Source organism: Thermodesulfobacteriota bacterium (assembly GCA_031082315.1).
In the GTDB taxonomy this organism is placed as follows: domain Bacteria; phylum Desulfobacterota; class QYQD01; order QYQD01; family QYQD01; genus QYQD01.
In genome coordinates this window covers 1-22,265 of sequence record JAVHLC010000014.1, presented here as the reverse complement: position 1 = coordinate 22,265, position 22,265 = coordinate 1, and the positions used below count along the sequence as shown (strand labels likewise).

Annotated in this window: 18 protein-coding genes; 6 read left to right on the top strand and 12 right to left on the bottom strand. The window is 51.0% G+C overall.

What is annotated here, in order from left to right; genetic code table 11:
- Positions 1-56: 56 nt before the first annotated feature.
- Positions 57-2,048, bottom strand: a complete 1,992-nt coding sequence (gene feoB / locus RDU59_11625; GenBank protein ID MDQ7839125.1) for a ferrous iron transport protein B — start codon at positions 2,046-2,048, stop codon at positions 57-59.
- A complete protein-coding gene (locus RDU59_11620; protein MDQ7839124.1) occupies positions 2,026-2,598 on the bottom strand; it encodes a transcriptional repressor in 573 nt (190 codons plus the stop codon). Before RDU59_11620 ends, feoB begins: the two co-directional genes overlap by 23 nt.
- A gap of 608 nt (positions 2,599-3,206) precedes the next feature.
- Here RDU59_11620 and RDU59_11615 point away from each other — a divergent pair.
- Positions 3,207-4,064, top strand: coding sequence for a substrate-binding domain-containing protein (locus tag RDU59_11615; GenBank protein MDQ7839123.1), 858 nt, complete (start codon positions 3,207-3,209; stop codon positions 4,062-4,064).
- A gap of 11 nt (positions 4,065-4,075) precedes the next feature.
- On the opposite strand, the gene RDU59_11610 is transcribed toward RDU59_11615, so the two are convergent.
- From RDU59_11610 to xseA, 9 genes are all read right to left on the bottom strand, one after another.
- A complete protein-coding gene (locus RDU59_11610; protein MDQ7839122.1) occupies positions 4,076-4,927 on the bottom strand; it encodes an HDOD domain-containing protein in 852 nt (283 codons plus the stop codon).
- 15 nt (positions 4,928-4,942) lie between these two features.
- Complete coding sequence (locus RDU59_11605) at positions 4,943-5,368, bottom strand: hypothetical protein (GenBank protein ID MDQ7839121.1); 426 nt, start codon at positions 5,366-5,368, stop codon at positions 4,943-4,945.
- 116 nt (positions 5,369-5,484) lie between these two features.
- The gene (gene pyrF, locus RDU59_11600; protein ID MDQ7839120.1) at positions 5,485-6,201 is read right to left on the bottom strand and encodes an orotidine-5'-phosphate decarboxylase; all 717 of its coding nucleotides are present in this window, start codon (positions 6,199-6,201) and stop codon (positions 5,485-5,487) included.
- On the bottom strand, positions 6,191-6,991 hold the full coding sequence (locus RDU59_11595) for a TlyA family RNA methyltransferase (protein MDQ7839119.1): 801 nt from the start codon (positions 6,989-6,991) through the stop codon (positions 6,191-6,193). The genes pyrF and RDU59_11595 overlap by 11 nt, the downstream gene beginning before the upstream one ends.
- Positions 6,992-7,183: 192 nt before the next feature.
- On the bottom strand, positions 7,184-9,172 hold the full coding sequence (gene dxs / locus RDU59_11590) for a 1-deoxy-D-xylulose-5-phosphate synthase (protein ID MDQ7839118.1): 1,989 nt from the start codon (positions 9,170-9,172) through the stop codon (positions 7,184-7,186).
- Between the two features lie 214 nt (positions 9,173-9,386).
- Complete coding sequence (locus tag RDU59_11585; protein ID MDQ7839117.1) at positions 9,387-10,277, bottom strand: polyprenyl synthetase family protein; 891 nt, start codon at positions 10,275-10,277, stop codon at positions 9,387-9,389.
- The gene (locus RDU59_11580; GenBank protein ID MDQ7839116.1) at positions 10,278-10,511 is read right to left on the bottom strand and encodes an exodeoxyribonuclease VII small subunit; all 234 of its coding nucleotides are present in this window, start codon (positions 10,509-10,511) and stop codon (positions 10,278-10,280) included.
- Positions 10,512-10,744: 233 nt separating this feature from the next.
- Positions 10,745-11,821, bottom strand: a complete 1,077-nt coding sequence (locus RDU59_11575) for a M23 family metallopeptidase (GenBank protein MDQ7839115.1) — start codon at positions 11,819-11,821, stop codon at positions 10,745-10,747.
- Positions 11,818-13,158, bottom strand: coding sequence for an exodeoxyribonuclease VII large subunit (gene xseA / locus RDU59_11570; protein MDQ7839114.1), 1,341 nt, complete (start codon positions 13,156-13,158; stop codon positions 11,818-11,820). Before xseA ends, RDU59_11575 begins: the two co-directional genes overlap by 4 nt.
- A 358-nt stretch (positions 13,159-13,516) precedes the next feature.
- Between xseA and RDU59_11565 the strand changes: the two genes are divergently transcribed.
- From RDU59_11565 to mgtA, 5 genes are all read left to right on the top strand, one after another.
- A complete protein-coding gene (locus tag RDU59_11565; protein MDQ7839113.1) occupies positions 13,517-14,593 on the top strand; it encodes a glucose-1-phosphate thymidylyltransferase in 1,077 nt (358 codons plus the stop codon).
- A 109-nt stretch (positions 14,594-14,702) separates the two neighbouring features.
- Positions 14,703-15,185 carry a dTDP-4-dehydrorhamnose 3,5-epimerase family protein gene (locus RDU59_11560; protein MDQ7839112.1) on the top strand — a complete coding sequence of 161 codons (483 nt, stop codon included), beginning with the start codon at positions 14,703-14,705 and terminating at the stop codon, positions 15,183-15,185.
- Between the two features lie 5 nt (positions 15,186-15,190).
- Positions 15,191-16,213: a dTDP-glucose 4,6-dehydratase gene (gene rfbB / locus RDU59_11555; GenBank protein ID MDQ7839111.1), complete on the top strand. Its 1,023-nt coding sequence runs from the start codon at positions 15,191-15,193 to the stop codon at positions 16,211-16,213.
- A gap of 5 nt (positions 16,214-16,218) precedes the next feature.
- Positions 16,219-17,100, top strand: a complete 882-nt coding sequence (gene rfbD / locus RDU59_11550; protein MDQ7839110.1) for a dTDP-4-dehydrorhamnose reductase — start codon at positions 16,219-16,221, stop codon at positions 17,098-17,100.
- Between the two features lie 521 nt (positions 17,101-17,621).
- Complete coding sequence (gene mgtA, locus RDU59_11545) at positions 17,622-20,114, top strand: magnesium-translocating P-type ATPase (GenBank protein MDQ7839109.1); 2,493 nt, start codon at positions 17,622-17,624, stop codon at positions 20,112-20,114.
- Positions 20,115-20,308: 194 nt separating this feature from the next.
- On the opposite strand, the gene lepA is transcribed toward mgtA, so the two are convergent.
- A complete protein-coding gene (gene lepA, locus RDU59_11540) occupies positions 20,309-22,105 on the bottom strand; it encodes a translation elongation factor 4 (GenBank protein MDQ7839108.1) in 1,797 nt (598 codons plus the stop codon).
- Positions 22,106-22,265: the final 160 nt, after the last annotated feature.

Here is a 22,265-nt window from a genome sequence, read left to right as displayed (position 1 = left end):
TGAATCTTAATTTATTAATCGCTGACCGCTGATAGCTGATTGCTGAACGCTTAAAATTATATTTTAAAACCAGTGATTTTTAAAATTAAATTCAGCAGCCCCCCCACAGTAAAAGCCACAGTCAGGATAAAGCCGCTGATGGCCGCACCAATTTTCCAGCCCCTTTCTTTGACAATGACCAGGAAATTCGCCAGACACGGGACGAACAAGGTCATAGTTACCAATGCCACCAGGATCTGCTCGGCGCTCAGCGTATGCGCCCGCGCCAGGGCCAGAAGACCGGCCGCACCATAGTCACGACGCAAAAAACCGATGAGAAAGGCCTGAGTGGTCTCTACCGGAAGTCCTAGTACGCCTTTAATAAGCGGTGAGGCACCCTTTTCGATATTTATCAATATCCCGGTCTTATCCATTATAAAAAGTATGAATGTGCTCAGGGCAAAGAGGGGTACGGCCTCTTTAAGGTACCACTCTATGCGGGACAGGGTCTTAATGAGGATATTCCCGATCCTGGGAAGTCGGATGGGCGGGAGCTCCAGGACAAAATCTGAAGATTCGCCCGGCAGATAGCGGGCCGCCAGGTAGCCGACCACCGCCAGGACAAGACCTACGACCCCGGCCCAGAGCACAACCATCATGGGAGAAAATCCGGAGAGCATGCCGAAAATAACGGCCATCTGCGCCGAACAGGGGACGCCCAGGGCCAGGAGCAGGGTAACGATAATCCTGTCCCGCTTGCTTTCCAGGATGCGGGTCGTAAGCGTAGCCATAGTGGCACACCCCAGCCCCAGAATCATAGGCAGAATGGCCTTACCATTAAGACCGATTAACCGAAATATCTTATTGCTCATGACCGCCAGCCGGGGCAGATAGCCGGAATCCTCCATCAGGCCGAAGGCTATGAAAAAAAAGGTAATAATGGGCAGGATCAGGGCAAAGGCATAGGTCATAGCCATGGTCAGAAGGCCATACTGGCCGACCAGCAGGTCCCTCAGCCAGGCCATCGGCACCAGTCGCCCGGTCCATCTCATGAAAAACGGGTTGATATACTCTCCGAAAACCGTCTTTTCCATAAAGTCAACGGCCACGCCGGCCCCAAAAACGCCGATTACCTGATATAGTAAATAAACCACGCCTATCAGAATAACCACGCCCCAAAACGGATGTACGGATAGTTCGCCAATGCGGGTGGAGAGCCGCTTTCGTTTGATAGGCTTAATCATGGTCACCAGGCGCACAATTTCATCCACCTTTTCCAGGCGGACCTGGTTAATCAGATAGCTTATGGGCTGATCGAATCCGGCCTGGCATGATCTTCGGATCGCCTCGATCTCGTTGATTCTGGATTCCGGCAGGCGTGCATGCAACCATCGTTTAAGGCTTTTATCCCCGGAAAGGAGCATGATAGCGATGGAACGGGGGCTTATATTCTCTTCCGGCAGGAACTCCGCTATCTGAGAGATGGCCTCTTCCAGGGCCGGAGGGTAACTTATGTTCAATGTGGCCTCTCTCAGATCACCAAGCTCTTCCGTTATCTTTTCCAGATTCTTTTTCTGGGTAGCTACGGTGGAAATGACCCTGGCGTCGGTCAGCGAATAAAGCTCCTGATAATTTATTTTGATGCCGCGTTCGCGGGCCTCATCCTCCATATTAAGCACAAGAAGAAAAGGCAACCCCATTTCAGACAATTGGCTGGATATAAGGAGGCTGCGCCGCAGGTTCTTGGCATCAGCCACCTGGACAATCAGGGCATCCTTTTCGTTCAACAGGATATTGCGCGTAACTATCTCATCTTCAGAGGTGGGCAGCAGGCTGTTTACGCCCGGCGTATCCAGCACAGTGATATTTTTACCCCTCCATTTAGTCGTACCATGTGAAACCTCTACGGTCGTCCCCGGATAGTTTGAAACCACGACGTATTTACCGGTCAGGTAGTTGAAGACAACGCTTTTACCGACGTTCGGGTTGCCGACCAGTATTATTTTCTTTGTTGACTTCCGGTTAATATCCTTACTCTCCATGCCCCTATTTTTTCCCCGCTTTCTCATCTGAAAATCCCCCTGTATCCCCCTTTTCCAAAGGGGGAATATGATGGTGCTCCCCTTTTTTCAAAAGGGGAATGGATGGGTTCCCGTCTTTTCCCAAAAGGGGTCTGAACATACTCCCCCCTTTAGTAAAGGGGGGTTGGGGGGGATTTTTCTCTTTTTTCAAGCAATCCGCACATGCACCGTATATCTCTAATCTGTGATCTTTGATAGCGAAATGATGGCGCGCCGCTATCTCCTCCTGCATCTTTTCGATGCGGTTATCCGTGAATTCAAGTATCTTTCCGCAGGAGAGACATATCAGATGGTCATGATGCTCCCCCTGATCAACATTCTCATAACGGGTCTGTCCGTCGGCAAACTTCCTCTCAATCGCCATCCCGCACTCTGTCAGCAGTTTTAGGGTTCGATAGACGGTGGTATAACCTATCCGGGAATTGAAGCGGGCCGCATGCCGGTAAAGCTCATCTAAGTTTACATGGCCCTTCATACTGAAAAAAATCCGGGCTATCTCATCCCGCTGACGTGAAGACTTGAGCTTCTTCTGGGCGATATATCCTCTAAGGATACCCTGCTTTTTATTAACAGCTTTCGTGGAAACGCCCTCCCCTGCTTTTTAGAATCGAACCAGCAGCACCTGCAAGCCTTCCCTTAAAAATGAAAATGAAATTCATTTTCATAATCTATTTAAGACATCCAGCAGGTCTTGTCAAGGGGAATAAGCGCTTTTACCGCAAAGGCCGCCGAGAACGCCGATTAAAGGAATTTGCAACTATTCAGCCACTAAGACACCAAGCCACTAAGAGTATCCCTTTGTGTCTTGGTGCCTTGGTGGCAAAAGTTTATCTCTGCGGACTCTGCGTACTCAGCGGTGAAAAGGCTTTTTTACGAATTGGTCAATCTTGGCTGTTGACTTTTATGCGCAGTTGACTTAGCTATAAGGGCCTATATTGTTACCTTAAATCTCAGACCTAATACCAGGATAAGAAATGCCCTGTAAGACATGCGGCGGCCGGCTCTCCATCGTCAGGACTTGAAAGGATGTAACCCTGCGCTGTAAGGTTTGCGGCCGTAAATACACAGTTAAAGAACTGCTTGGCGAACTGGATGAAGATTTACTGGAGCGGATCGCCATGATCCGGTGCGACCGGGTCTGATTCCATGAACAGCCCGAAGACCAAAAGCAGCCTGCCGGTAATCCCTTCCAATATGGACGGAGATTTGCACCACATGGAAAACCTGCATGGCGCTGATCTGGTACTCTTTGTGGCCGGGAATCAGTTTATGGTCATGCCGGAACTCCTGGCCGCCTTTCAGCAACAATACCCGGAGATAAAAACGATATTTTATGAGACCCTGCCGCCCGGTATGGAACTAAAACAGATACTGGCGGGCGGGGCTATATTCCAGGATAGAGTAATCGATGTTATACCCGACATCTATGCCTCCGTCAATGAAAGTGCTATGCACTCTTTAGAAGAGGCAGACCTTATCGAAAAAGAAAAATATTTTCTCTACTTACACAACCGGATAGTACTTATGGTTCCCGAAGGTAATCCGGCCCGAATTGCCTCTGTCCATGACCTGGGCAGAGATGAGGTCAGGATCTCCCAGCCTAACCCGGAAACCGAGGATATTGCCTTTCACATCATCGGGATGTACCGGGAGGCAGGCGGCGAGAACCTGGTTAAAAGGATCATGGAGGAAAAACGGGCGGAAGGCACTACTATCTTCACGATTGTCCATCACCGGGAAACCCCCTTACGCCTGAAAAAGCGGACGGTGGATGTGGGGCCGGTATGGGCAACCGAATATATAAATGCACGCCGGGAAGGCTTAATGTTCGAGTGTATTGAGCCAGGCCAAGACCTGGATCAGCGAGATAAAATAGATTACTTTATAACTGTGCTAAAAAACGCCCCTAATCCTTCAAATGCCGCAAAATTTCTCGACTTTATAAAATCAGACCTCGCCCGTAATATCTATAAGAAATATGGCTTTGTCCCTCATCCGGCATAATGCCTCCCACATCAGCCGCTAAATGAGCGCAACGCATCCTCAATTTCAGAGAGCAATTTTTCTGTTACCTCTTCCATTCCTTTCTCATCCAACCCGCAAACATCCAGCGATTCCTTATGAAAAACATAGTTAAGCCCGTCCGTCCCGGCCCCGATCCCCAGCATCATAGAAATGGCATCAGCCACGTGCACAATGTGGGCAATCTGCCCGTCATTTTTACATAGAGATGGATTATGGTGGTAACGGATAGCTATGCGCAGGTTATCGGCTAATTTCCATTTGGCGGCAATCTTTTCACCCAGCTCGGTATGGTCAAACCCCAGGACCTTCTGCTCGGCCTCATTAAAGGAAATCTGTTCTTTTTCTACGGCTTCTATTATTTTTTCGAACTCTTCCGATACAAATTGAGCAAGGATCAACTTACCCACATCGTGCAAGAGGCCGCCTGTAAAGGCAGTATCTTTTAAGGCACGATACCTTTTTTCAGCGATAATTCTGGCCCCCAAGGCCGTAGCAACGGAATGTTTGTAGAGTTCCCCACCGTCTAACTGGTAACCATCAACTTTTTTATTCAGGATACCACTTGTCGCCTGGGCAGCGGCAATACCCTGGATGGCTGAAAAACCCAGATATGACGCACCATGTGCTACGGAGGTAATTTCACTCCTTAAACCATAAAAAGGCGAGTTGCATACCCTTAAAATACGCATGACCATCGCCTGGTCCAGGGATATTACATCCACCAGATCTTTCATAGATGCATTGGGTTTTCGGGACAGCTCCACGATTTTCATGAAGGTGGTGGGAAGAGGAGGGAGATCATCTACCCGTCTCACTATCTTATCAATTCTGCTTTCCTCCATTATTATAACCCTCCCCTATATCTTCTTTTCTCCGGATACTGAGACGACCTTCGTCTCTCCACTGGCTAAGACGGTTATAAGTGTCCTTTTCTCCTTCCCGCCCAAATCTTTACCTGAGACCTTAATGCCCATCTGACCACAGGCATCCATTACGCTCTGGCTGATACGGCTACCCATTGCCGATTGAAGAAAATCGGCACCCCCGGCCAGCTTGGCAGAAATACCTCCAGCAGTAGCCCCTTTTTCCTCCATCTTGCCCAGCATATCTTTCATAATTTTCTGGACAACGGGTGGAAGGACAATAACGCTCCCTGTCCCCACCTTTTTTGCCTGGTCAAAAAAGAGAAGACCGACTCCGGCCGTAATATTTGGAATCTTTATGGTATCTGCGACACCTCCAACTACAACCTTGCCCGGCGCATCAACCTCAAGCATGCCCATAAGACCCCTCCCCCTGTATTAAGATTTAAATTCTAAAGGCAGTCTACGGGAAACATCGTCACTATCTTTTAAAAACTTTAGTAAAGGGGAATTTTTATAAGTTGGAGGGCGAAATATCAGCAGACTTGATCCATCTCTTCAATTATACGGCGGGCAGCTTCTATAGGATCTTTAGCGGTTCGGATAGGTCTTCCCACTACTATATAATCGGCGCCGTTAAGGATAGCCTCACGGGGAGTGACAATCCTTCTCTGGTCATCATCGGATGTAACACTCCAGGCCGGCCGTATGCCGGGAGTAACGATGAGAAAATCCCTTCCTAACCGTTCTCTTATAGCCTTAACTTCCTGACCGGAAGATATGACGCCGCTGCATCCCGCTTCTCCGGCTGACATGGCCCTCTGCACCACAAGGCGGGAAACATCATCGATAAACTCCCCGGACAAACCCTGGACAGCTAGATCATCTCTTCCTATACTGGTCAGAAGGGTAACCCCGAGCACCTTTGTCCCGGCGCCCGTAGCTATGGATATGGCCCCGGCCAGACGTCTGCCCGCATCACAGTGAATGGTCACAAAGTCAACGCCGTATCCGGAGATAACGGATAAGGCCCTTTTTACCGTCTCCGGTATGTCGTGGAGTTTCAGGTCGAGAAAGATTCCGGCCTCTGTCTCTTCTTTGATTTTCTTCAGGATAGAAGGGCCTTCCGCGATAAACAACTCCAGCCCGATCTTAAATACACCAACTGTACCGGCAAGAAGACGTACATATGTCGAAGCCTCTTTCCAGGAAGGAAAATCCAGGGGAAATATGAGTCTGTCTTTATCTCTCATATCCCTTCTTCAAATACAGGAGAAATTCTCTATTGCCTTTGGCGCCCAGGATGGGCGACTCAATAAGACCTATGGAGATCAAGCCGATGTCTCCCGCAACTGTCTGTATTTTTTCAGTTGCCTGCGCCTGAAGCGCCGGGTCACGGACTATGCCCCCCTTACCCACCTGTCCTTTTCCGACCTCAAACTGAGGTTTGACCAGCGCTACTATCTCCGCCTGCTCTTTCAGCAGGGTGACGACTACCGGGATAACCTTCGACAGAGAGATAAAGGATACATCTATGACCGCTATGTCCGCTTTTTCGCCTATGTCTTCCGGCCCCAAGTAACGAATATTTTTTCGCTCCAGAGAGACGACGCGCTCGTCCTGTCTGAGCTTCCAGTCGAGTTGGCCATATCCCACGTCTATGGCATAAACACGGCAAGCCCCATGCTTCAGGAGGCAGTCCGTAAAACCGCCTGTCGAGGCCCCCACGTCAACGGCCACCTTGCCCTGGACATCTAAATCAAAGGCCTTTATGGCCTCCTCTAACTTCAGACCGCCCCGGCTGACATAAGGTATGTCAGGCTCTTTCAATAAGATAGAAGCATCCACCGGCACCATAGCCCCGGCCTTGGTTACCGGGACTCCATTGATCAGAACCGATCCCGCCATTATCAGAGCCCGGGCCCGCTCCCGGCTCGAAACCAGACCTTGATCCACAAGTATCTTATCCAGCCTCTGTTTATGGAGATGTTTTGACAGGCGTTCAGCCATCAGCTCTGTAGCCGCAGGCTTTAGCCTGCGCATTGTATCCGTTCACCGTTATCAGTTCACCGTTGTCCGTAAAAAATTATAAGAGTCGAGTCTATGCGACCCGAAAAGCGTTTTTTCGGTGAACAGTCGATGGTGATCGTATTTTCCGTTAACCGTTATCTTGTCCCTCAAAAACGTGAAAACCGTCTTTTTCGGGAACGGTCAACGGTGAACGGTTACTGCGCATTAGCCCTTCAGCAGGGATAACGCGGCCTCAGCTATGGATTCAGCAGTCAAGCCATATCTCTCGCGAAGCTTCTTTTGACTGCCATGCTCCACAAAACGATCCGGAACACCTATCCGTTTTAAGGGCTTATCCAAGATATTGCGGCGTTCAAATAGTTCCAGGATGGCGCTGCCGAAGCCACCGTCCAGGACGTGTTCTTCTACGGTCAGCACGGCCTTGCTTCGCTGAGCCTTTGAGATGATAAGTTCCTCGTCCAGTGGCTTTACAAACCGGGAGTTGACCACAGTGGCGCTAATCCCTGATTCTGCCAGTAACTTTGCGGCTTGAACAGCCATATTTACCGTGACCCCGATGGCCAGTATCAAAAGATCGTCGCCTTCCCGCAAGACTTCGGCCTTGCCGATCGGTATGATGTTCAGGCGCTGATCCAAGGGGATGCCCTCACCGGCCCCCCTCGGGTAACGCACGGCGGCTGGACCCGGATGTTTAACGGCGGTATAAAGCATATGCTGGAGTTCATTCTCATCCTTAGGGGCCATAACTACCATATTAGGCAAGTGCCGCAGGTAAGCAAAGTCGAAGAGCCCATGATGAGTAGGCCCATCTTCGCCTACAATCCCACCCCGGTCCAGGGCAAAAGTTACCGGCAACCTGGAAAGGCAAACGTCATGGGCTATCTGGTCATAGGCCCTTTGCAGAAAAGTAGAATAGATAGCCACAACCGGCGACAGGCCCTCAGAAGCCAATCCGGCCGCAAAAGTCACGGCATGCTGTTCGGCGATACCCACGTCAAAAAATCTCTCAGGAAATTTCTCGGAGAAATCATTCAGCCCGGTGCCCTCCGGCATGGCCGCGGTAATAGCCACAATTTTTTTATCTTCAGACGCCAGTCTTATGAGCGTATTTCCAAAGACCTTGGTGTAACTCATAGGACAGTTGCGGTTGACTTGAATTTCCCCGGTCTCAATATCAAAAGGTCCCACGCCATGGTAAAGGTCCGGTCTCTCCTCAGCCGGTTTGTACCCTTTGCCTTTTTTCGTCAATACATGCACCAGCACCGGCCCCTCAAGATGTTCCAGGTTGCGTAAGATCGGAATGAGTTCTCCAAAATCATGACCGGAAATGGGGCCGATGTATTCAAACCTCAGGGCCTCAAAGAGCATCCCCGGCGTGAAAAAGCCCTTGAACGAGTCCTCTACCTTCTTAAGGACATGGATTATGTTCTCTCCCACCCCGGACAGTGATTTCAGCCTCCGCTCCACGTCTTTTTTAAACCGTACCACGGTGCGTCCGGTAAGTTTACGGCTGAGATACGCAGAGAGGGCCCCGACATTTTTGGATATAGACATCTCATTATCATTCAGGATAACTATCAGGTTCTTATCCAGGTGGCCGGTCTGATTCAATCCTTCGAAGGCCAGCCCGGCGGTCATAGACCCATCACCGATGACGGCAATAACCCTGGCCTTTTCTCCTTTGAAGCATTTAGCCGCCGTAATGCCTAACGCCGCCGAAATGGAGGTACTGCTATGACCGGCATCAAATGTATCATAAACGCTTTCGGCCCGCTTGAGAAACCCGCTGATCCCTCCATCCTGGCGTAGTGTATTAAACCGGTCCCGGCGGCCGGTGAGGAGCTTGTGGGCATAGGCCTGATGGCCCACATCCCAGATGATCTTATCGCGCGGGGTGTCAAAGACATAATGCAAGGCGACGGCCAGTTCCACAGTCCCAAGACTTGAGGCCAGGTGGCCGCCATTCTTGGAGACCGTTCGGATTATCTCTTCCCTTATCTCCTGGGCCAGAAGGATTAGTTGATTCTCGTTGAGGGACTTCATGTCTGCCGGGCTGTTAATGCGAGGGAGTATCGGAGATAGAATCACTTCCGCCTCCTTTTCATTGTCGATCGGCCTGCCTTTAGCGGAAAGTGTTTTTACCCGCTCTTGAGAGACACCTTGCTTTAAATCCATCCCCCGTGCTACCGCCATCTCTCCCACCTACCTTTGACGGCTTCGTAAAAAGTCAATTTCTCACGCAAAGGCGCAAAGACCGCAAAGAAAAATGAAAATCTGGAAATCAAGAAATCAGGAGTAAAAGATTTTTTCATGAGTTTCTGAGTTCCAAATTTTATTCTTTTTTGGGCTTTGCGTGATATTTTGGACCTTTTACGAGTTCATCAAACTTTGACTTTTTACGAAATCATCACTTTTTTCTATCTAAAATATAGTGGGCTATGGCCCGAAGGGGCTCGGCCTCGGCCCCAAACCCACGCAGGCTATCTATGGCCTCTTCAACGAGCCTACTGGCTATGCCCCTGGATTCCTCAAGCCCATAAACAGATGGATAGGTAGCCTTCTTTTTTCTTATATCACTACCCGTAGCCTTACCCATCTCTTTTGGATCACCCTCGATATCCAGAATATCATCGACTACCTGAAAAGCCAGTCCCATGGCCTCTCCATAACGCCCCAGCGCCTTTATCTTATTCCGGCGGCCGCCCGCTATCAAGGCCCCGGCCCGAATCGAACCGGCGATAAGGGCTGCGGTCTTATGCGTATGAATGTACCGGACGGTCCCGGCATCCGCGTCTTTGCCTTCGGAGGCCATATCCACCACCTGGCCGCCCACCATACCGTGCACCCCGGCGGCACGGGCTATCACCTGGGTGACCTCGAGGGGATTGGACTTACGCCTCCCCGCATTATGTGAGACACCGGACAATAATTGAAAGGCAAAAGTAAGAAGGCCGTCACCGGCCAGTATGGCCATAGCCTCTCCAAAGACCTTGTGGCAGGTTGGCGCCCCGCGGCGATAGTCGTCATCATCCATAGCCGGCAGGTCATCGTGAATGAGCGAATAGGTATGAATACATTCCAGGGCACAGGCCACAGGTAACGCCTGTTCTATATCTCCGCCCATGGCCTCGCAGGCGGCCAGGCACAGGATTGGCCGCACCCGTTTGCCACCGGCAAAGACGCTGTAGCGCATAGCCCGCATAACCTCCCCGGCCGGACCTTCTTCCTTCGGCAGGCACCTGTCCAGGGCCTGGTCAACCAACGCCCTGCGCTCAGCAATATAGGTCTTTAAATCCACTTACACATTCCCTTCCGGATCAAAGGGCTTGGTCAATAACTTACCGCCTTCACCTTTTACCAGAAGTTCAATCTTCTTCTCTGCTTCATCAAGTTTACGGAGACAAAACTGTGAAAGCTTAACCCCTTCTTCAAATTTTTTCAACGATTCTTCGAGAGATAGATCGCCGGCCTCCAGCGCCCGGACGATCTCTTCCAACTTCTGCATGGCCTCTTCAAAATTCTCTTTGCCCATGGGATCCCCTTAAAAAATTTCAAGTATTGTCAAAAAATCAACCACAGAGGCCACAGAGAAAATAAAAATATCGATAAATTAGAACATATTTTATTACTTCCCTCTGTGATCTCTTAATATCCTATTTCGTGGTTCCCCCACATATCTCCGGAACTGTCCTGGAGAGCACAGAGGTTAACTAAGCGCTCAGAGACCTGGTCTTTAAAACTATGCTCTCATTTTCTTCTTGTCTCTTAAAAATTCTCTCTTTCCTCAGTGTGCTCTGTGGGTTGTTTCTCTTTTTCTGCAACCATAGCCGTCACCTCGATGAGGGATAGCGGGTCCACCCTTGTGCCACAAATAACCGCGCCCCAGTGCAGATGCGGCCCCGTAGCCCTTCCTGTAGCCCCTACTTCACCAACCAACTCCCCTTTGGCCACCTGCTGCCCTTCTTTCACCGCCGTTTTTGAGAGGTGGCAGTATATAGTAAACACCCCCTGGCCATGATCCAAAATAACCGTACTACCCATGAGATAAAAATCACCGGCCAGGGCTACACGTCCACTATTCGCACAACGGATCGGCGTCCCCTCTTTTCCCCGGATATCAACACCCAGATGGCGACTACGCTCCTCGCCGTTTAAGATGCGCCTGCTGCCGAATAAACCGACCATATCGCCCTCCACGGGTTTAATAAAACCTCCGTTCCAGAGCAGAGACGCACTGGTTTTTTCAAAAACCGCATCTACGGCCTTCCTTTCATCCTGTATGCGCTTAAGTATTTCCGCTGGAAACGTGACCATCTTTTCAGGCAAAGTAAGTTCCTCTACGGGAAACTCATAGGGGTGCACCTCCACCTGGATGGTTATCACCTTCTTTGTGCCGTGGTGGATGTGCTGATACTCGATGGTGAGCGGATATTTCCCCGGCGCTGTGGATATGTCCACCGGTAGTAAGGCCGCCAGCCTTCCCGAACTGGCATGAAAATAAACCGGACGATTAAGAAAGGTGGCGGTCATTCGGGTAGCAGGTATTTCGCTAATAGAAAAGAGACCTGCCTGCCCTATGGCCAGTTTAGCCGGATGGAGAGTCCAGGCGGGACTTTCATCGGCATAAGAAACCGTCCCCGAAAAACCAATCGCCATAAAACAACAGAAAACAAAAATGATTAATTCGTAAAAAAGCCTTTTCACCGCTGAGCACATAACCAGCAACGTAGGGGCGCTGCTTGCTGCGCCCTTATTGGGCAGGGCAAGCCCTGCCCCTACGCCAACCTTGGCGACCTGGTAATTTTGACTTCTTACGAAACCGTCAAAAATAAGCGCCTTCATTCCGTAACCTTTTCCACCCGGCAGAACAACTTCCCTTTAGAAAGCCTCACCCTGACCTGGGAATTAATGGCTACGTCTTTTGTATCGCGCAGGATTTTTCCATCCGGCCATAATTCGGTTATGCTGTAACCCCGGCCAAGGATGGCCATAGGGTTAGCGCCTTCCAGACGAGCCGCGAGTTCCCGAAGAGAGGCGCCCTGTTGTGCCAGATGTTGCCCTGTTTTTACCTCTAATTCTCTTCTTAAGACATCCACTCTAAACCGGGCCGTCCGTATCTGTTCACGTGGATGGCGCTCCCCAAGGCGAAGGGAATAGCTGTCAAGCAAGCGGCGCAGGCCTTGTATCTGACTTAAAAGATTATGCCTCATCTCCAGGTAAAAGGTATCTACCTTCAGGCGGCCGTCCTGAATGCGGCCCCTTACCCTGGCCAGTCTCGTTATAAAATGGGCCAGCTTTTCTTTAAAAAGGGCATGTTCTCTCCCCGCCGCCCTGGTAAGCCGGAGCTGCAGCATGTCGATCTTATAACTTAAATCATCCTTTCTGGGGACGACAAGTTCGGCCGCAGCCGTAGGGGTAGCCGCCCGGACATCGGCCACGAAATCGGCTATGGTAAAGTCGATCTCATGTCCCACGGCAGAGACTACCGGAATTTTCGAGGCAGAAATGGCCCTGGCCAGGATATCCTCATTAAAGGCCCATAGATCCTCAAACGACCCGCCGCCGCGAGTCAGTACTATGACATCTATACCCTTCAACCTATTAAGGCCCAAAATAGCCTCAGCCATCTCCTTCGCCGCCCCTTCACCCTGCACGCGGGCGGGATAAATGAGGATATTCACATTGGCGAAACGGGCGCAGGCCGTGCGCAGGAAGTCATAGAGGGCCGCGCCGGTAAGCGAGCTTATGACGGCTATACGGTCAGGAAGTAGCGGCAGTTTCTTTTTCCGCTCTGCGGCAAAAAGGCCTTCCTTTTCCAGCCGTTCCTTGAGCTGAAGAAAGGCCTGCTGCAAGGCGCCGACCCCTCTTGGCTCTATGTGGTCAATGATTAGCTGATACTCCCCGCGCGCCTCATAAACGCTAACGCGTCCCTGGCAGACCACATACATCCCATCTTCCGGTTGAAAACGGAGATAGCGCCTGTTGATCTTGAAGAGCACCGCCCTTATCTGGGCGGTTTCATCTTTTAAGGTGAAATACGTAGTGCCGGACGAGATTTCTCGCAGATTGGATATTTCACCTTCTACCCATACAAAGGGGAAATTTGCCTCGACCAGGAACTTAATTGACTGTGTTAAGGCAGAAACGGTTAAAACCTTTTTTTCCGGTCTCTCGATCATGGAGGAAAACTAGCATAAATCATCCTCTATGGCAATGTAATTGCCCTTTACTGAAAACTCCTAAGTGCCGATTTTAAAAAATGAGGTTATTTTTTTATTTAAATTAATGTATAATCTCAGACCGTGAGATTATTTAGTTTTCATCCGGAAACTACTGTTTCCGGTCGTGCCATAGGCAGATTCGCTGGGGAGGACTTCATGCTTTCAGCGATTCCGCCTCAGGCGGATCAGCAAAAAACTAAGATAAGCAACACATTAAGCTGAACGCTGATAGCTGACTGCTGACCGCTCATCAGGAATTTTTGGGTTTCCGGATAGACACTATTTAGCTCCTAAATGTAAGCTAGCTGAGGAGATCATGGGAAACATAAAGGCATTGGTGCTTTCCGGCGGTAAGGGAACCAGGCTGCGGCCGCTTACACACACCATGGCCAAGCAGCTTGTGCCCGTGGCTAATAAACCCATACTGGGCTATGTCTTTGAACATATTAAGGAGGCCGGCATAAGAGATGTCGGGGTTATCGTGGCCCCCGAAACCCAGGCAGAGGTAAAGGCCTATCTGGGCCATGGAGAAAAATGGGCTGTGAAGATTACCTATATTCTCCAAAAAGAACCTCTGGGTCTTGCCCATGCCGTAAAAACAGCGCAAAAATTCCTTAAGGACTCGTCTTTTGTCATGTATCTGGGTGATAACCTCCTCGGTAAAGGCATAAAAGAGGCCCTGGACAAGTTTCGTAAGACGGCATCCGATGCCCTCCTGTTCCTGAAAAAGGTCCCTAACCCAAAGGCCTTCGGCGTGGCCGTGCTCAACGGTAAGGGACGCATTAAAAAACTCATTGAAAAACCCAAAAACCCTCCCTCCGACCTGGCCCTGGTGGGCGTCTATCTCTTTTCCCCGCGCATACACGAGGCTATCGCTCGTATCCAGCCTTCCTGGCGCGGTGAGTTGGAGATAACCGATGCCATACAGGAGCTCATCCACATGGGCGCGCGGGTGGAAGGAGAGGTCCTTGACTGCTGGTGGCTCGACACCGGCAAAAAAGACGATTTTCTGGCCGCGAATACGACCGTACTCGATGACTACGTTAAACGCCAGATCGACGGTTTTGTCGATGAGAAGAGCGAAGTCTCAGGTCGCGTCCACGTCGATGCCACGGCCAGGGTAATAAACAGCGTCATACGCGGGCCGGTCATAATAGGACCGGGGGTCGAGATTGTCGATTCCTTCATCGGTCCTTATACGAGTATAGGCGAAGGAACCCGTATCACCAATTCGGTTATCGAGCATTCCGTTATTCTTTCCCATGTCATTGTTGAAGGTGTCCCGCGCCTGGAAGACAGTATCCTGGGCCGGGAGGCAAAAATTATCAAAAATCAGACCCGGCACAAGGCCCTGCGCCTCATGGTGGGTGACCAGTCACTGGTGGAGGTATGAGCTTCAGAAGGCAAGAAAGCCAGAGAGCCAGAAAGCAGGAAAGCTATGAGCCATGAACCATGAGCTAAGAGCTAAGAGCTAAGAGCTAAGAGCTATGAGCGGGTGGAAGATGACAGGTTTTAAGAACGGAATCATCGAAGGGGTCACAGTAAAGGATATTAAAAGGCATGTAGATGAGCGCGGCTGGCTGGTGGAGTGTTTTCGCCACGACGAAGTACCCCCAGTGATTCGTCCAGCCATGGCCTATGTCTCAATTACCCTGCCCGGCGTTGCGCGCGGTCCGCATGAACATGTCGAACAGACAGACTATTTCTGTTTTCTTGGGCCGGGCGATTTTAAGGTCGTCCTCTGGGATAATCGTAAGGAATCTCCCACGGTTAACGTTAAACAGATCATCTTCGCCGGTGAAGATAATCCAAAAATAGTCATTGTCCCTCCCGGCGTAGTGCACGGATATAAAAATATTGGAAATGCAGATGGACAGGTATTGAACTTCCCTAATCGGCTTTATGCCGGTCCGGGGCGTACACAAAAAGTGGACGAGATACGCCACGAGGCGAGCGCTTTATCCCCTTTCAAAATGGACGAGTAAATACTATGCATATACTAATAACCGGTGGCTGCGGATTTATCGCAAGTAATTTTGTTCATTACCTCCTTGAGCGTTATGATTATCGCATCATTAACCTGGACGCCCTGACCTATGCGGGTAATCCGGAAAACCTAAGGGAGTTTGAAACCAACCCTCGCTATAAATTCATCCATGGCCGCATCGAGGACGTAAAGGCCGTCAAAAAAGCCCTCCGCGGGGTAGACCGGATTGTACACTTTGCGGCTGAAAGCCACGTTGACCGTTCTATAACCAATGCCCAGCCCTTCATACAGACCAACGTAGCCGGCACACAGGTGCTCCTGGATGCCTGCCGGCAGGCAAAAATCGACCGGTTTATCCATGTCTCCACGGATGAGGTCTATGGAAGCCTCGGCGATAAGGACCGCTTTACGGAAACCACCCCGCTTGCCCCCAATAGCCCTTATGCCGCCTCCAAGGCTGCATCTGACCTCCTGGTGCGGGCAACCGCTAAAACCCACGGCCTTCCGGCCATAATCACCCGCTGCTCAAATAACTACGGCCCTTACCAGTTCCCGGAAAAACTCATCCCCCTTATGATCACCAATGCCCTGGAAGACAAACCGCTGCCGGTCTATGGCGACGGACTGAACGTGAGGGACTGGATACACGTAACCGATCACTGCGCAGCCCTGGATACCGTCCTCCATAGAGGGATAGTAGGCGAGACCTACAATATCGGCGGTGAGTCGGAACGAAAAAATATTGATGTGGTAAAGACTATCCTCCGTTTACTTAAAAAATCCGAGTCCCTGATCACCTTTGTTGATGACCGGCCCGGACATGACCGGCGCTATGCCATGGACATAAAAAAAATCAAACGCCAGCTCAAGTGGAGCCCTGCGGTCACCTTTGAAAAGGGCCTGGAACTCACCATAGACTGGTACCGGCGAAATGAAAAATGGTGGCGCCGGGTCAAAAGCGGCAGGTACAGACAGTATTACCGGAAAATGTACGGTCAGAGGCTGGCAGAAGGCAAGAAGCCGTGAGAATCATGGTCCTGGGAGCGGCCGGTATGCTTGGTACCGATGTCGTCAGAGTTTTGGCCGATGCTCACCATGTACTACCGCGCACTCGTAATGACTGGGATATAACCGACCCCGTGGCCTGCCGGGCAGATATTACCGCTATAAAACCTGATGTGGTCATAAACTGCGCGGCATTTACTAAGGTAGATGACTGCGAAAGCCGGCCGGATAAGGCGTTTTTGGTCAATGGCGAGGCAGTAAGGCATATTGCCGGGGCCTGCCAGGCAGTCAAGAGCCGCCTTGTCCAGATCAGCACCGACTATGTCTTCGACGGCGCCAAAGGCACGCCTTACCGGGAGGAAGACACACCTAACCCCATCAACGTCTATGGCTGGTCAAAATTAAAAGGCGAAGAATACGCCTTGAAAATCGAAGGATCCCTGGTTATTCGCACCTCCTGGCTCTATGGCCGGAACGGTCCTAATTTTGTGGATACTATCCTTCGCCTGGCAAAAGAAAAGAAGGCGCTTACCGTGGTGGATGACCAGTTCGGGTCTCCTACTTATACCTCTGACTTGGCCGGGGCTATCGCCAGGCTGGTGCAAAAAAAAATAACCGGCATCATCCATGTAACCAATAGCGGCATCTGTTCCTGGTATGAATTTGCCGGAGAGATATTGAAAATTGCCGGCAAAAAGGATGTCTCCATTGCGGACATAAAAACTGCCGGGCTAAGTCGCCCGGCGAAGCGGCCTCAGTTCTCTGCACTCGATAATAGCCGTTATATCTCTGTAACCGGTCAGTCTCTCAGACCCTGGCCGGAGGCGTTGGCTGAGTACCTTTTTACCGCAGAGGTCGCCGAGAACGCCGAGGTAAGGAATGAAGGTATTCAAGTAACAAACAACTAATAACCAATAACGAAAAAGAAGTTTTCTCTGCGGGCTCTGCGTACTCAGCGGTAAAATGGCTTTTTTACGAATTGAAGCTCCCCGCAGTCCGCCGATAGCGGACGGGGAATCTCCGTATGCAAGGTAAAATGCATCGTATGCGCTCGCTATGCATGTTCACCGGGCTTGCTTCGCTGGATTTTCTCAGGGCAGGGAAGATTTTTATGGACAAGCCGCCCCTTCTTTTCACAATAAATAGCCTGAAAAGTACGGCATGAACTAGCCCCATCCACGGCCTCATCTTTAGGCCAGGACGCATATTCACATTGCATATCACAAAACTTCAATCATCCGACCCTTATCTCCGGTAACCTTTTAATCGTATTATTAACCAAATTCCAAAGATATTCTACGGAAAAGAAGCCACAGGGGCGGCCTCTTGTTTTCGTTTAACTTTTCCGGCCGTCTCTGATATACTTCAGTCATAAAATGTAACCGCCTATCATGCTATCCCGGATCAAGAATTGAAACCATTTTCGAGCATGCCTGTTGCCGAGCTTTTCGGGCAATTACAAACCACGCCGCACGGCCTGACGAACGACGAGGCCCGGCAGCGTCTCCAGACCTACGGACCGAACCTCCTGCGTCCACAAAAGAGAATAAAGGAACTCTCACTCCTCCTGGCCCAGTTCAAGAGTCCGATCACCCTCATCCTTCTTTTTGCCGCCGGATTGTCGATATTTCTGCGTGATCCCACAGATGCCTTCATTATCCTGACGATCATCGTTATAAGCGCTTTCCTTGGATTCTGGCAGGAACGGGGGGCAGCCCACGCGGTGGAGAACTTGCTGGCTATTGTCAAGATAAAAACAAGGGTGCTTCGGGATAGCCGGGAGAAAGAGATTCCGGTTGATGGGATCGTGCCCGGTGATATTCTTCTCCTCACAGCCGGCGATATTATCCCGGGAGACGGTATTATCCTTGAATCCAGGGATCTTTTTGTAGATGAGGCCACTCTGACCGGTGAAACCTATCCGGTGGAAAAAATCGCCGGTCCATTACCATCGGATACGCCGGCCGGCCCGGCGACCAATACACTTTTCATGGGAACCCATGTGGTGAGCGGCACGGCGAAGGCAGTGGTTGTGCACACCGGCCAGGCCACTGAATTCGGTAAAATTTCCGAACGCCTGAAACTACGGCCGCCGGAGACGGAATTCGAGCGTGGCGTCCGGCGGTTCGGGTATTTTCTTGTAGAGATTACGCTGGTGCTGGTGATCGCCATCTTTGCTATCAATGTCTATCTGGCGCGGCCGGTGTTGGATTCCTTTCTTTTTTCCCTGGCCCTTGCGGTCGGCCTGACGCCGCAACTTCTGCCGGCCATTATCAGCGTCAACCTCGCCCACGGCGCCAGGCGCATGGCCTCCCAGAAGGTGATTGTAAAACGCCTGGCCTCCATTGAAAACTTTGGCAGCATGAATGTCCTCTGTTCCGATAAAACCGGCACCCTCACGGAAGGTGTGGTGAAATTAAGCTCTGCGCTTGATGTCGAGGGCAATGAAAGCGAGAAGGCGCTCTTCTATGCCTATCTCAACGCCATTCATCAGACCGGCTTTGTAAACCCCATCGATGAGGCCATCCGCACCTATCGCCGGTTCGACGTATCCGGTTACCAGAAACTGGATGAAGTCCCTTATGACTTCATCCGTAAGCGCCTGAGCATCCTGGTGGACAAAGACGGCGTACATCTGATGGTTACCAAGGGCGCATTCAAGAATGTGCTCGCGGCATGTTCGTCGGTGGAAACTTCCGGCAAAGGGATCGTAGATTTAGAAGATATGCGGGAGCGGATTCAGCAACTCTTTGCGAGGCTTAGCGCCGAAGGATTCCGGGTTCTGGGGATTGCTTACCGCGATGTAGGCCCTGGCGTTACTATCACCAGGGAACATGAAACCGATATGACCTTTTTAGGGTTGCTGGCTCTCTTTGATCCGCCCAAAACTGGAATTATTGAGACCATCAGCCATCTGAAACAGCTCGGCGTTTCGCTTAAGATGGTCACCGGCGACAACCAACTGGTGGCGGCCAGTATCAGTAAAGAGGTGGGCCTGTCAAATTCAGAAATCCTTACCGGTCAGGACCTCCGTGAGATGAGCGACGAGGCCCTTCTCAACCGGGTAAATGATGTACATGTCTTTGCAGAAGTCGAGCCCAATCAGAAAGAGCGCATCATCCTGGCCCTGAGGAAGGCCGGAAATGTCGTGGGTTATATGGGAGACGGGATCAATGATGCCTCAGCGCTCCATACTGCGGATGTCGGCATCTCCGTGGATACGGCCGCAGACGTGGCCAAAGAGACGGCAGATATTGTGCTCCTTGAAAAGAACTTAGGTGTTCTGGCGCAGGGTATCCGCGAAGGGAGAAAAACATTTGCCAATACCCTCAAGTACGTCTTCATGGCCACCAGCGCCAACTTTGGCAACATGTTCAGTATGGCCGGGGCATCACTATTTCTGCCCTTTCTCCCCTTGCTGCCCAAACAAATCCTGCTCACGAACCTAATGACTGATTTCCCCGAAATGGCTATCGCTACCGATAGCGTGGACAGTGAGATGATGGATAAGCCCCGGCGATGGGATATCAAATTCATCCGCAATTTTATGATTACTTTTGGTTCTCTGAGTTCGGTATTTGACTACCTTACCTTTGGGGTACTGCTGTTCGTCCTGCATGCCACTACGGATCAGTTCAGAACCGGCTGGTTTCTGGAGTCTGTTATTTCGGCCGCGGTGATTGTGCTCGTGGTCCGGAGCCGTAAGCCCTTTTTCAAAAGCAGGCCCGGAAGGCATCTTCTTCTGGCCACGTTGCTCGTGGCCGGTATTACCCTTGTCTTACCATTTACCCCGGCCGGGAAGGTCTTCGGACTCGCTCCGCTTCCAGCTTCATTCCTCTGGCTGATGGGCATAATCGTTGTGTTTTACGTTATTTCCGCGGAGATATTGAAGACGATCTTTTACAAAAAGGTGAGGTTTTAAGAAACCGTATTATTGCTGTCCAAGTTGCTGATTCATGTGCTGTGGCCTTCAAATCTTATTTTGGACAGATGTGAAACTGTATGAGGATAACCGAAGAGAAAAGGCCGGCAAGAATTGAAGCTTCCCGCAGCAAGCTACGGGGAATCTCCGTATGCAAGGTAAAATGCATCGTATTCGCTCGCTATGCATGTTCATCATTCATTTTCGCTCTTTAATACGGCCACAAAGGCGCCCTGGGGGATCATAACCGAGCCGACCATCTTCATGCGTTTTTTGCCTTCTTTCTGCTTTTCCAGGAGCTTTCTCTTCCGGGTAATATCCCCTCCATAGCATTTGGCGGTGACATCCTTCCGGAAGGCGGAGATAGTGGAACGGGAGATGATCGTACCGCCGACAGCGCCCTGGATGGCTATCTTGAACTGATGCCGGGGAATCTCTTCCTTGAGCCGTTCACAGGCCCGCACCCCCATTTCCCTGGCCCGTTCGCGATGGACGATCATGGAGAGGGCGTCCACCTTCTCGTGGTTCACCAGGATATCGAGTTTCACCAGATCGCTCACCCGGTAGTCGATCATTTCATAGTCAAACGAACCGTATCCCTGCGTAATCGTCTTCAGTTTGTCGTAGAAGTCAAAGACGATCTCGGCGAGCGGCATATCGAAGGTGATTTCCACCCGCCCGGCCGTTGGGTAGCTAAAACGCGAGTTGACGCCGCGGCGCTCCATACATAATTGCATTACCGCGCCGACATAGCGTTCCGGGATAAGGATGCCCGCCTTGATAAAGGGTTCCTCCCCTGTCTTGATCCGGGTGGGATCAGGGTAGTATTGGGGGTTATCGACCGTGACTATGGAATCGTCCGCCAGGGTAAACCGGTATCGGACGCTCGGCGCCGTCATGATAATAGACTGACTAAATTCCCTCTCAAGGCGCTCCTGCACGATTTCCAGGTGGAGCAGGCCCAGAAAGCCACAGCGAAATCCCTGGCCGAGGGCGGCGGAAGAGTCCTTTTCATACACCAGGGCGGCGTCGTTCAGCTTATACCTGGCCAGCGCATCCACCAGGGAAGGATAATCATCAGAGGAGATCGGGTATATGGAGGAAAAGACGACCGGCTTGGCCTCCTTGAACCCAGGGAGCGGATGGGGGGCCGGATGGGCATCCAGGGTGATGGTGTCCCCGACCCGGGTATCGCCTACGGTCTTTATCCCGGAGATGATATACCCGACCGACCCGGCAGAAAGCTCCTTTCTCCGTTCCTGGACAATCCGGGAAATGCCCACTTCTTCTACCTTGTACGCGGCCCCATTGGACATAAAACGAATAACGTCACCGGACCGGACTGCCCCGTCAAACACCCGGCAGTTGATAACGGCGCCCCGGAAGGGATCGTAATGGGCGTCGAATATGAGCGCGGAAAGCGGCTTTTCTCTACTCCCGGAAGGAGACGGGATCTGTTCCACAATGGCCTCAAGCACATCTTCAATCCCTATTCCCTCTTTGGCTGAACAAAGAACGGCCTTATCCGCATCCAGTCCCAGCTCATTTTCTATCTGCTCCCTGGTGCGTTCTACGTCGGCGGAGGGGAGATCGATCTTGTTGATCACCGGAATGATAACCAGGTTGTGCTCCATGGCCGCGTAGAGATTGGCCAGGGTCTGCGCCTCCACGCCCTGGGAGGCATCTACCAAAAGGAGCACCCCTTCACAGGAGGCCAAGGCCCGCGACACCTCATAGGAGAAATCCACATGTCCCGGCGTATCAATAAGGTTGAGTTCAAACTCTTCTCCCTTCCGGCTGGTGTAAGGGAGCGTAACGGTCTGGCTCTTGATGGTGATACCCCGTTCCCGTTCGATGTCCATGGTGTCCAGCATCTGATCGCGGAAATCCCTCAGCGAGACCAGACCGGCGTGCTGAATGAGACGGTCGGCCAGGGTGGATTTACCGTGATCGATATGGGCGATGATGCTGAAATTCCGAATTTGGGGCATAGTGTTCCAGACCTTCAACTATTGACTTTACAACGACAAGATAAACATTTCGGTTTAAACTTGCAACAGGTAAGGTGGAGGCGAATTGCCTCAAATTAAATGTTACCCAGCGAGTAATTAAAAGGGGATCGTTGACTCATAATTAAGTGTTACCGAACGC

Coding starts and splice junctions, on each gene's coding strand:
- feoB (MDQ7839125.1), bottom strand. CDS start 2,048: ATGAGAAAGCGGGGAAAAAATAGGGGCATGGAGAGTAAGGATATTAAC.
- RDU59_11615 (MDQ7839123.1), top strand. CDS start 3,207: ATGAACAGCCCGAAGACCAAAAGCAGCCTGCCGGTAATCCCTTCCAAT.
- RDU59_11610 (MDQ7839122.1), bottom strand. CDS start 4,927: ATGGAGGAAAGCAGAATTGATAAGATAGTGAGACGGGTAGATGATCTC.
- RDU59_11605 (MDQ7839121.1), bottom strand. CDS start 5,368: ATGGGCATGCTTGAGGTTGATGCGCCGGGCAAGGTTGTAGTTGGAGGT.
- pyrF (MDQ7839120.1), bottom strand. CDS start 6,201: ATGAGAGATAAAGACAGACTCATATTTCCCCTGGATTTTCCTTCCTGG.
- RDU59_11595 (MDQ7839119.1), bottom strand. CDS start 6,991: ATGCGCAGGCTAAAGCCTGCGGCTACAGAGCTGATGGCTGAACGCCTG.
- dxs (MDQ7839118.1), bottom strand. CDS start 9,172: ATGGCGGTAGCACGGGGGATGGATTTAAAGCAAGGTGTCTCTCAAGAG.
- RDU59_11580 (MDQ7839116.1), bottom strand. CDS start 10,511: ATGGGCAAAGAGAATTTTGAAGAGGCCATGCAGAAGTTGGAAGAGATC.
- RDU59_11575 (MDQ7839115.1), bottom strand. CDS start 11,821: ATGAAGGCGCTTATTTTTGACGGTTTCGTAAGAAGTCAAAATTACCAG.
- xseA (MDQ7839114.1), bottom strand. CDS start 13,158: ATGATCGAGAGACCGGAAAAAAAGGTTTTAACCGTTTCTGCCTTAACA.
- RDU59_11565 (MDQ7839113.1), top strand. CDS start 13,517: ATGGGAAACATAAAGGCATTGGTGCTTTCCGGCGGTAAGGGAACCAGG.
- RDU59_11560 (MDQ7839112.1), top strand. CDS start 14,703: ATGACAGGTTTTAAGAACGGAATCATCGAAGGGGTCACAGTAAAGGAT.
- rfbB (MDQ7839111.1), top strand. CDS start 15,191: ATGCATATACTAATAACCGGTGGCTGCGGATTTATCGCAAGTAATTTT.
- rfbD (MDQ7839110.1), top strand. CDS start 16,219: ATGGTCCTGGGAGCGGCCGGTATGCTTGGTACCGATGTCGTCAGAGTT.
- mgtA (MDQ7839109.1), top strand. CDS start 17,622: ATGCCTGTTGCCGAGCTTTTCGGGCAATTACAAACCACGCCGCACGGC.
- lepA (MDQ7839108.1), bottom strand. CDS start 22,105: ATGCCCCAAATTCGGAATTTCAGCATCATCGCCCATATCGATCACGGT.